This window comes from Actinomadura sp. GC306 (assembly GCF_004348665.1).
GTDB lineage: Bacteria > Actinomycetota > Actinomycetes > Streptosporangiales > Streptosporangiaceae > Spirillospora.
The window spans coordinates 1-9,574 of sequence record NZ_SMKM01000258.1 but is presented as its reverse complement, the minus strand read 5'-3'; the positions used below and the strand labels follow the sequence as shown (position 1 = coordinate 9,574).

Below are 9,574 nucleotides of genomic sequence, written 5' to 3'. Positions count from 1 at the left end.
CGTTCGGTGGTTTTGGCGAAGGGGAAACACCCGGTTCCATTCCGAACCCGGAAGTTAAGCTCTTCAGCGCCGATGGTACTGCATGGGAGACTGTGTGGGAGAGTAGGACGCCGCCGGACTCATATTGCAGGAAGGGCCCCGCCTTTTGGCGGGGCCCTTTCTCATTTCCAGGGGCGGGTGTTCCGGCCGGCGAAGACGGCCCACAGGACCACGACGGTTAGGGCGGTGCTGAAGAGCGACCCTACCCGGAAGTGTTCACCGTCACAGGCGGGTGAATGTCTGCACGCCGGGGCACTTTTCGACACCGCCGCCATCCCGAGCTCTGACGCGACGGCACCAGGCCCTTCATCGCGGTGCCGGCCACAAACCGATGAGCGGCCGCCGCAACATCGGACCAGGATCCGACAGCGGCGAGCAGCTCTGACCGATTCCCGGCGCTGATCAGAATGGACGAGCCACGGACAAGCCACATCACAGCTGCGGCGCGGGCGTGGCTGCTGGCGAACGTGCGGCGCAACGGGCCACTCCGTGAACCCGTCAGCCTTTCTGGATCGTCGTCTTTCCCACGACCCTGCTGACGATCCTCGGCCTCGTCCCGTCGCTCCCCCCAGCCGTGACGCAGTTGCAGCGAACGTGGACAGCTCCTGCGTCGCATCGATATGCCTGTGGTCATTGTTGGGCGGCTGCCGCTTACGGCGGCTGGAATCTTCGCACGGGCCCGACGCATATGGGATGTTCGTCTGATGCGGGGGACTCGGTGCTTGGAAATTGAGTGGCCGGTCGGAGGGGAAGGGGCGACTCTGTCCGGCATGGAAGAACCACTGCACCGGATTCGGGCGCTCTACACGGATCTCACCATCACCGTCTACCAGGCCTACTCGCCGGCCATCGGGCTGCCTGCGGTTCAGGATGGCCGGTTCCCCGAGGCGTGGAGCCGGACGCGAATGACCTGGATCAAGCCGTCCTTCCTATGGATGATGTACCGGAGTGGCTGGGGGACGAAGGCAGGGCAGGAGACGGTCCTCGCCGTCGAGATCACTCGTGAGGGTTTCGAGTGGGCGCTGCGTCATTCATGTCTCTCTAGTTATGTGGCTGGTCTGCACGCCGATCGCGGCACCTGGCAGCGTCAGCTCAAGGGTGCGGTGGCCCGTGTCCAGTGGGACCCCGAGCGGGACCTACATCTGCGGTCACTGCCCTATCGCTCCTTGCAGTTGGGGCTCCGCGGTGCGGCCGCGCGACGTTACGCAGACGAGTGGACGGTCTCGATAAAGGACGTGACACCACTGGCCCACGAGGTCCGTGAGCTCGTCCGCGGCCGGGATTTGGAGTCGACAGCGCGGCTGCTGCCTGTGGAACGTCCCTACCCTGCCGGCGACGACCTGCTTGCCCACTTGCGGGGATGACCCGTTAGCCCATTGCGCCACTCTGCAGCGGCTCGTGAGAGCGGATAGGGCTGTGAATTGCCGGCGCCGCATACGGGCGCCGTGACTGTCTATGGCTGCGACTCAGCCTCCTGCGGAGGCGGGGGAGCGGTTGGGGCACGCCCTTCGCCGCGCTATCTCTCGGTGTCTTGCCGCCCGACATGATGCCGGGACACCAAACCGACAGCGATGGACCTGCCGCATCCTCCAGTAGCGACGCCACATCCTTGGGGCGCTGATTGGACGCATAACCTGGAGGGGTGGAACGCATCCTGGTCAGCTCGTGTTTGGAGGGTCGGCGCGTCCGCTATGACGGCGCGGCCAAGCCGGTCGGAGCCGACCTCTTCGAACGCTGGCGTGCGGAGGGGCGCCTCGTCCCGTTCTGCCCTGAGGTGTCGGGCGGCTTGGCAGTGCCCCGTCCACCCGCCGAAATCGTCGGCGGCGACGGGCATGCCGTCCTGGACGGGACCGCCCGCGTCCGCACCGACGCGGGCGATGACGTGACCACCGAGTTCCTACGTGGCGCCCATCTGGCCCTCGACACGGCCCGCCGCTCCGGTGCCCGGATCGCGCTCCTCAAGGAGAGCAGCCCCTCCTGCGGCAGCGGCCGCATCTACGACGGCACCTTCACCGGAGCGCCCGTGCCGGGAGCCGGCGTGACAACGGCCCTCCTGGAACGAGCAGGCATCCAGGTCTTCAACGAGACCGACCTAGCCACCGTCGACGCTCTCCTGCGGACCCTGGAGACAACCGGCTCCTGACCAGGTGGCCTCACAGGGCACCCCGCCTGGACGAGCGCATCTAACGGGATCGAGATCCTGGCACCCGCAGGGCCGGGCGCCTGTTGTCGGCTGCCGGTGACATGCGGCCGCCGGTGACAATAGTGCGGGATGCCGGCCCTGCATCTGCCCGGCGGCCCGGGGCGGGGCGCTGGACCGCAGTTGTTCGGTGGGCGGGGCGGTTACTTCTCCGCGCGGATGCGGTTTACGGCGACTTGGGCGATGCGGACGGCGGCGCCCGGGTTGAGGCGGACGCCGCGCCAGGCGATGCGGCCGTGGCGGGGGGCGACGATGAGGGCCTGGTTCTTGGCGACGCCGCGCAGGACGTCGCGGGCCAGTTTCTCGGCCGTGTAGAAGCGCGGCGACGCCTTGGAGATGTCGGCGGTGGCGTCGCCGCTCAGCGCCGTCTCCGGCAGGTCCGGATTGATGTTGTGCAGCAGCGGGGTGTCCACGAAGCTCGGGCACACGACGCTGACCTTGACGCCGCGGCCGGCGGCCTCGGCGCGGAGCCCGAGGGACAGGCCCACGACAGCGTGCTTGGTGGCGGTGTAGGGGATGCCGATCGGCATCGGGACGAGACCGGCGAGGGACGCGGTGTTGACGATGTGCCCGTGCCCCTGCTCCAGCATGATCGGGTAGGCGGCGTGGACGCCGTGCACGACACCCTTGAGGTTGATGTCGATCGCGCGGTTCCAGTGGTCGAGCGTGAGCTCCTCGGCGAGCCCGCCGATTCCGATGCCGGCGTTGTTGAAGACCAGGTCCAGGCGGCCGTGGTCGGCCCGCACGCTCTTGTAGAGGGTGGTGACGGCCTCGGCGTCCGCCACGTCGAGGTGGGCGGACGTCGCCTTGCCCTTGCCGAGCGTGTTGAGCTTGTCGGCGACCTTCGCGGCGCCCTCGGCGTTGATGTCGGTGACCACGACGGTGTCGCCGCGGGCCACCAGGGCCGTGGCGATCGCACGGCCGATGCCGGACGCTCCTCCGGTCACGATCGCGATGCTCATTGAGCGCTCCGCTCGGTTAATTGTATTCAACGTTTAATTGCGGGAATTGTACGGGTCCGCGACCCCCGCCGATACGTGTCCGGCCGACAAGGTGCGGGGCATGCCTTGTCCTGCGGCCCCGCTCTCCGGGCGGGGCCGCAGGACGGCGGCGTGGTGGGTGCGGGGTCAGGCGGCCTTGGGCGTCGCGGCGGCGCGGCGCTTCTTCGGCTCGTCCCAGATGCCGAAGGCCTTCCAGAGCCGCTTGGCGACCGGGCCGATGACGCCGAGCTCGGCCATCAGGTCGCGGATCTTGGCGACCGAGTTGGAGATCTCGGTCTGCGCCGTCTCGCTCTTGAACGCCTGCCGGACGACGTCCTTCGGGATGTTGAAGTGCCGCACCATCGGCCCGGGCGGGGACAGCATGATCCGCGCCATGATGCCGAGGACGATCGGCGTCGCGATGCCGAGGACCCGGCGTGCCATCGGGGTCATGTTCGGGACCCGGTGCCTGAGGTAGTGCCGGGCGAAGGAGATGTGCCGGGCCTCCTCCGCGATGTGGATCCGCATGATCGTCTCTTCGAGCGGGTGCTTGATGTGCCCGCTCTTGAGGTGCTTGCGCTGGACGTAGTCGATCGGGTCCTCGCCGCCGAGCACGAAGATGAAGAACATCTCGGTGCTGACCAGCGGGATCCACGGTGCCGCCTGCGCGATGAGGCTGAGCGAGCGCGGCATGCCGCGGATCGGCATCTTCGTCCGGTTCACGAACTCCTGGAACATCATCCCGTGGTGACATTCCTCGGTCGTCTCGTGGTAGACGTACCGGAACTCCGGCCGGCCGTTCGGCAGGCGGTAGGCGTAGTTGAGCAGTCCCCGCTTCAGCAGGTTCTCGAACTGCAGGCCGATCTTCATCGCGGTGGCGACGCGCCACAGCCCGATCTGCGCCTGGATCTCCGGCGGCTGCGCCTGGTACCAGGCCGTCTCGCCGAGCCGGTCGGTCGCCGGCAGGATCCAGCGGGGGTCGTTCTTGTCGACCTGGAACTCGGGGTCGTCCCAGGGGATGTCGGCGTAAGCCTCCCAGTGCTTCTCCACCGACGCCTTGTTCAGGCGGTCGATGACGCCCAGGTACGACTTCTTGTCGGTGACCTTCTCGCGGACCTCGTCGGCGAGTTCGGTGGGGGCCTTCGGCATGTCGATCGCTCCCTCGGGGTGGTGCTGTCGGACGGGCCGACGGGGTTCGGGGGTGTCAGGGGCCGGGGCGGCTCTCGCCGCCCTCGGCGGGCGTGTCGGGCATCGGGGCGCGGGTCGGGTGTCCCGGCTCCGGGATGATCAGCTGGGCGACGTCCTTGACCTGGCGGAGGACGGCGCGCTGGTGCCCGTCCGCGTCGTCGTCCAGGGCGTTCTGTATCGACAGGCCGACGAACATCGCGAACACGCCGCGCAGCATCGTCGGGACGAAGTCGGGCGGCAGCGTGTTCTCCGGGAACAGCCGCTCGAAGGTCTCCAGGATGACCTCCAGGATCCGCTCGTTCAGGTCGCGGCACAGGGGGCGAAGCTCGTCGTCGGTGCGGGCCGCGACGGCCAGTTCCATGAGCGCCTTGGCCGGCCGGCCGCGGAACACCTCCCACAGCAGGTCGAGCGCGCCGGAGACGTTGCGGCGCTCGGCCGGCAGTACCGCGAACGCCGTCTCGTACGACAGCCGCTGCGCTTCCAGCAGGTGTTCGAGCGCGGCCGCGACGAGCACCATCTTGGTCGGGTAGTGGTGCTGCTGCGCGCCGCGGGACACGCCCGCGCGGCGCGCGACCTCCGTGGTGGACGTCCCGGACCAGCCGAGGTCCACCAGGCACTCCATGGTGGCCTCCAGAAGCCTGGCCTGCGTGCGGGAGCGGCGTTCCTCCTGCGTACGGCGGCTTGACGATCCGCGTCCATGACGTCGGCGGCTGCTTACTGACACGTCTCCGACGGTACGAGCGAACAAACAAGCAATCAAGCCTGCATGTATGTCGGCCGCATCACAGTTGGACGAGTGGTCCACTACCGACGCGGTGCCTTAGGGCAGGTGACGCGCGTGTTGGGCGCCGCTCTGGAGCTGGGCCTCGTCTCCGCCCCGCGCGGGAGGGGGACGGATCTTGGCGTGCGCCTCAAGTTTCGCGGGGCCGCGCGTCGGTAGGGTGAGTCCATGCAGGTCACTCAATCGGGGAAGCTCGCCAACGTCTGCTACGACATCCGCGGCCCGGTGCTCAAGCGCGCCAAGCAACTGGAGGCCGAGGGCAACAACGTCCTCAAGCTCCACATCGGCAATCCCGCCCCGTTCGGGTTCGAGGCGCCGCCCGAGCTCCTCCAGGACATGATCCGCAACCTGCCGGACGCGCACGGCTACAGCGACTCCAAGGGGATCCTGCCCGCCCGCCGCGCCATCGTGCAGCGCTTCGAGGACAACGGCGTCTGCGGCATCGACGTCGAGGACGTCTACCTCGGCAACGGTGTGTCCGAGCTGATCGTGATGACGCTGCAGGCGCTGCTCAACGACGGCGACGAGGTGCTGATCCCGGCGCCCGACTACCCGCTGTGGACGGCGTCGGTGTCGCTCTGCGGCGGGACGCCCGTCCACTACCTGTGCGACGAGGACGACGGCTGGCAGCCCTCGCTCGACGACATCGAGTCGAAGATCGGCGACCGGACCCGGGCCATCGTCATCATCAACCCGAACAATCCCACCGGCGCCGTGTACTCGCGGGAGGTGCTGGCGCGCATCGTCGAGGTCGCCCGCCGCCGCAACCTCATCATCTTCGCCGACGAGATCTACGACCGGATCCTCTACGACGACGCCGAGCACATCCCGATCGCGTCGCTGGCCCCCGACCTGCTGTGCCTCACCTTCGGCGGACTGTCCAAGAACTACCGTGTCGCCGGGTTCCGGTCCGGGTGGGTCGTGCTGTCCGGGCCGAAGGAGCACGCCGAGTCCTACATCGAGGGTCTCGACATCCTCGCCAACATGCGGCTCTGCCCGAACGTCCCCGGGCAGCACGCCATCCAGGCCGCGCTCGGCGGCTACCAGAGCATCGACGACCTCGTCCTGCCGACCGGGCGCCTCGGCGAGCAGCGCGACCGGGCGTGGAAGCTGCTGAACGACCTGCCGGGCGTGAGCTGCGTCAAGCCGCAGGGCGCCGTGTACGTCTTCCCGCGCCTGGACCCGGAGATGTACCCCATCGAGGACGACATGCGCTTCGCCCACGACCTCCTCGAACGGCAGAAGCTCCTGGTCGTCCAGGGCACGGGGTTCAACTGGCCGGCCACCGACCACTTCCGCGTCGTCACGCTCCAGTACGCCGACGACCTCGAAGAGGCCATCGGCCGCATCGGGGAGTTCCTGCAGACCTACCGCCGCTGACCCCGCGGCGCCGCTAGGAGGCGGCCGCGCCGCTAGGAGGCGGCCGCGTCGAGGCGGCGGAGGGCGCCGCGGACGACGGCCGGGTCGGTCGTCGCCCAGAACGGCGGCAGCGAGTTCTTCAGGAAGCCGCCGTAGCGTGCCGTCGCCAGCCGCGGGTCGAGGACGGCGACGACGCCGCGGTCGTCCATCGACCGCAGCAGCCGCCCGGCGCCCTGGGCGAGCAGCAGCGCGGCGTGCGTCGCGGCGACCGACATGAAGCCGTTGCCGCCGCGCGCTGCCACCGCCCGGGACCGCGCCGACGACACCGGGTCGTCGGGGCGGGGGAACGGGATGCGGTCCATGATGACGAGCTGCAGCGAGGGGCCGGGGACGTCGACGCCCTGCCAGAGCGACAGGGTCCCGAACAGGCAGGTCCGCTCGTCCTCGGCGAACTGCTTGACCAGCAGGGACGTGGAGTCGTCGCCCTGGCACAGCAGCGGGTGGGACAGGTGGTCCTTCAGCTCGTCGGCCGCCTGCCGCGCGGCCCGCATCGAGGAGAACAGGCCGAGCGCCCGGCCGCCGGCCGCCTCGATCAGCTCGGTGATCTCGGTCAGGTAGGCGTCGGCGAGGCCGTCCCGCCCCGGCTGCGGCAGATGCCGCGCGACGTACAGGATGCCGGCCTTCGGGTGGTCGAACGGAGAGCCGACGTCGAGCCCGGACCACACGACCTCGGACTCGTCACCCTTCTCCTCGCCCTTCTCCTCGCCCTTCTCGGTCGCCGTGCGGGCGAGGCCCTCGGCGGCCGTCAGCGCGTCCCGCGCCGCGCCGCGCTCGTTCAGCGGCGGCAGGCCCCACTGCCGGGCGAGCGGCTCGAACGACCCGCCCAGCGTCAGCGTCGCCGACGTCAGGATCGCGGTGCGCCGCTCGAAAAGCGTTGTCCGCAGCAGGCCGCCGACCCCGATCGGCGCGACGTGCAGCGCCGGTGGGCGCTTCGGCCGCCCGTCCGGGACGAACGGCTTCTCCAGCCACACCACGTCGAAGCGATCGGCCATCTCGGGCTGGAACGCCTCCAGGAGACGTACGGCCGTCTCATGCAGGTCTTCGAGCGATGACCGTGCCGCCTTGCGCGCGGCCATGTCGCCTGGGTCGGAGTCCTTCTTCTCCGGGCCGAGCGCCGTGATGCAGGCGTGCGCGGCGTCCCGGACGACGGCGAGCGTGTTGCCCAGGGCCGGCGGGAGGACGTCCATACGTCCGCTGGGCAGTTCCTCCAGGAGGATGCCGAGACCCTCCGCCGACTCCTTCAGGCGGTCGGCGGTCGCCTCCTCGATGAGCCGCCCGCACCGGCGGGCCGTCATCTCGACCGCGGCGGCGCTCAGGTCGCCGGTGGCGACGGACGTGACCCGGTCGACCAGCTCGTGCGCCTCGTCCACGATCACCACGTCGTGCTCGGGCAGGACCTGGAACTCCTCCAGCGCGTCGATCGCCAGCAGCGCGTGGTTGGTGACCACGATGTGCGCCTCGCCCGCCTCCGCGCGGGCCAGCTCGGCGAAGCACTCGGTGCCGTGCGGGCAGCGCTGGGCGCCCAGGCACTCCTTCGCGGTGACGGCGACCTGCCGCCACGCCTGCTCGCTCACGCCCGGCACCAGCTCGTCCCGGTCGCCGGTGCCGGTCTCCTCGGCCCACTCGTTGAGGCGCTTCACCTGCCGGCCGAGCGAGGAGAGCTGCTGCGGGTCGAACAGGCTCGGGCCGTCGTCCTCCTCCGGCACGCCCGTCTGCACCCGGTGCAGGCACAGGTAGTTGCGGCGCCCCTTCAGGATCGCGAACTTGAGCTCTGTGCCGAGCAGCGGGCCGAGGCTCTCCGCGAGGCGCGGCAGATCGCGGTCGACGAGCTGGCGCTGCAGCGCGATGGTCGCCGTCGACACCACCACCGTCGTCTGCTTCTCCACGGCGTGCCGGATCGCGGGGACCAGGTAGGCCAGCGACTTCCCGGTGCCGGTGCCCGCCTGCGCGGCGACGTGCTCGCCGGACTCGATCGCGTTCTCCACCGCGCGGGCCATCTCCACCTGGCCGGGGCGCTCGGCGCCGCCGATGGACGCGACGGCCGCCGCGAGCAGGGACGCGGTGTCCGGGATCTTGGTATCGCCGGCGGTCAGCAGATCAGGGGCGGGCACGTCGCCCAACGCTACCGTCCGCGGCGGACACCCGCGTCCGCCCCGGAGTTATCCACAGTCGGCGGACCCGGTGGCCGCCGGACCGCCGCGCTGCGAACCTCGACGGCATGACACCCTTGGTGATCCGATCGGCACAGGACGCGATCGCTGCCGTCCCCTACCTGCTGGGCTTCCACCCTTCGCGGAGCCTCGTCGTGATCGGCTTCGACGGCCGCGCGCACGGCACCTGCGCCGTCAGGCTCGATTTACCGTCGGCCGACGCCGCCGGGAAGGTGGCGGCGCTCCTCGCCGGGAACGGCTTCGCACGCTCCCTCGTCCTCGGCTACGGGCCGCCGGGCGAGGTCGGCGAGTCGGCGTCGGCCATGCGGGCGGCGCTGGAGTCGGCGGGCGTCCCCGCGGCCGAGGCGATCCGGGTCGCCGACGGGCGCTGGTGGTCGCTCACCTGCGAGGACGACTGCTGCCCGGCCGAGGGCACCCCCTACGACATATCCGCCAGCGTCCTCGCCGCCCAGGCGACGTACGCGGGGCACGTCGCACTCGCCGACCGGTCCGAACTCGTCCGCTCCGTCCAGCCGCTCGACGGCCCCGCCCGCACCGCCATGCGCGCCGCCACGGAACGCGCAGAGAGACGCCCCGATCCCGCCCCTGGCGAGGGCCTCGCCTTCGTCCTCGCCCTCCTGGCCCGCACGGGCAAGGGCGCCGCCGCGACCGACGACGAGGTCGCCCGCCTCGGCCTACTCCTCACCGACCTGCGCATCCGCGACGAGGCATGGGTCCGCATCGACGAGGACGCCCCGGCCGCCGCCATCGCCTTCTGGCGCGACGTCCTGCGCCGCGTCGAGGCCCCCTACGTCCC

Annotated in this window: 8 protein-coding genes and 1 rRNA gene; 5 read left to right on the top strand and 4 right to left on the bottom strand. The window is 70.3% G+C overall.

The features are described from left to right. Window positions 1-2 precede the first annotated feature (2 nt). From rrf to E1200_RS26975, 3 genes are all read left to right on the top strand, one after another. Window positions 3-119, top strand: a 5S ribosomal RNA gene (gene rrf, locus E1200_RS26985). Window positions 120-809: 690 nt separating this feature from the next. Next, window positions 810-1,403: a DUF4291 domain-containing protein gene (locus E1200_RS26980; protein ID WP_131954884.1), complete on the top strand. Its 594-nt coding sequence runs from the start codon at window positions 810-812 to the stop codon at window positions 1,401-1,403. A gap of 278 nt (window positions 1,404-1,681) precedes the next feature. After that, window positions 1,682-2,182: a DUF523 domain-containing protein gene (locus E1200_RS26975; RefSeq protein ID WP_131954883.1), complete on the top strand. Its 501-nt coding sequence runs from the start codon at window positions 1,682-1,684 to the stop codon at window positions 2,180-2,182. A gap of 200 nt (window positions 2,183-2,382) precedes the next feature. Here E1200_RS26975 and E1200_RS26970 read toward each other — a convergent pair whose 3' ends face one another. The 3 genes from E1200_RS26970 to E1200_RS26960 all read right to left on the bottom strand — a co-directional run bounded on the left by E1200_RS26970 (window position 2,383) and on the right by E1200_RS26960 (window position 5,131). Continuing rightward, complete coding sequence (locus tag E1200_RS26970; RefSeq protein ID WP_131954882.1) at window positions 2,383-3,201, bottom strand: SDR family oxidoreductase; 819 nt, start codon at window positions 3,199-3,201, stop codon at window positions 2,383-2,385. A 165-nt stretch (window positions 3,202-3,366) separates the two neighbouring features. Then, on the bottom strand, window positions 3,367-4,368 hold the full coding sequence (locus tag E1200_RS26965) for a diiron oxygenase (RefSeq protein ID WP_131954881.1): 1,002 nt from the start codon (window positions 4,366-4,368) through the stop codon (window positions 3,367-3,369). A gap of 55 nt (window positions 4,369-4,423) precedes the next feature. Continuing rightward, the gene (locus E1200_RS26960) at window positions 4,424-5,131 is read right to left on the bottom strand and encodes a TetR/AcrR family transcriptional regulator (protein ID WP_279485157.1); all 708 of its coding nucleotides are present in this window, start codon (window positions 5,129-5,131) and stop codon (window positions 4,424-4,426) included. 225 nt (window positions 5,132-5,356) lie between these two features. Here E1200_RS26960 and E1200_RS26955 point away from each other — a divergent pair, with 225 nt between their 5' ends. Beyond that, window positions 5,357-6,568: a pyridoxal phosphate-dependent aminotransferase gene (locus tag E1200_RS26955; RefSeq protein ID WP_131954879.1), complete on the top strand. Its 1,212-nt coding sequence runs from the start codon at window positions 5,357-5,359 to the stop codon at window positions 6,566-6,568. A 32-nt stretch (window positions 6,569-6,600) separates the two neighbouring features. On the opposite strand, the gene E1200_RS26950 is transcribed toward E1200_RS26955, so the two are convergent. Next, entirely contained in the window at window positions 6,601-8,718 is a 2,118-nt protein-coding gene (locus E1200_RS26950; RefSeq protein ID WP_243708854.1) for an ATP-dependent DNA helicase, read from the bottom strand. 107 nt (window positions 8,719-8,825) lie between these two features. Here E1200_RS26950 and E1200_RS26945 point away from each other — a divergent pair. Next, on the top strand, window positions 8,826-9,574 hold a 749-nt coding region (locus tag E1200_RS26945), incomplete at its 3' end, for a DUF4192 domain-containing protein (protein WP_131954878.1).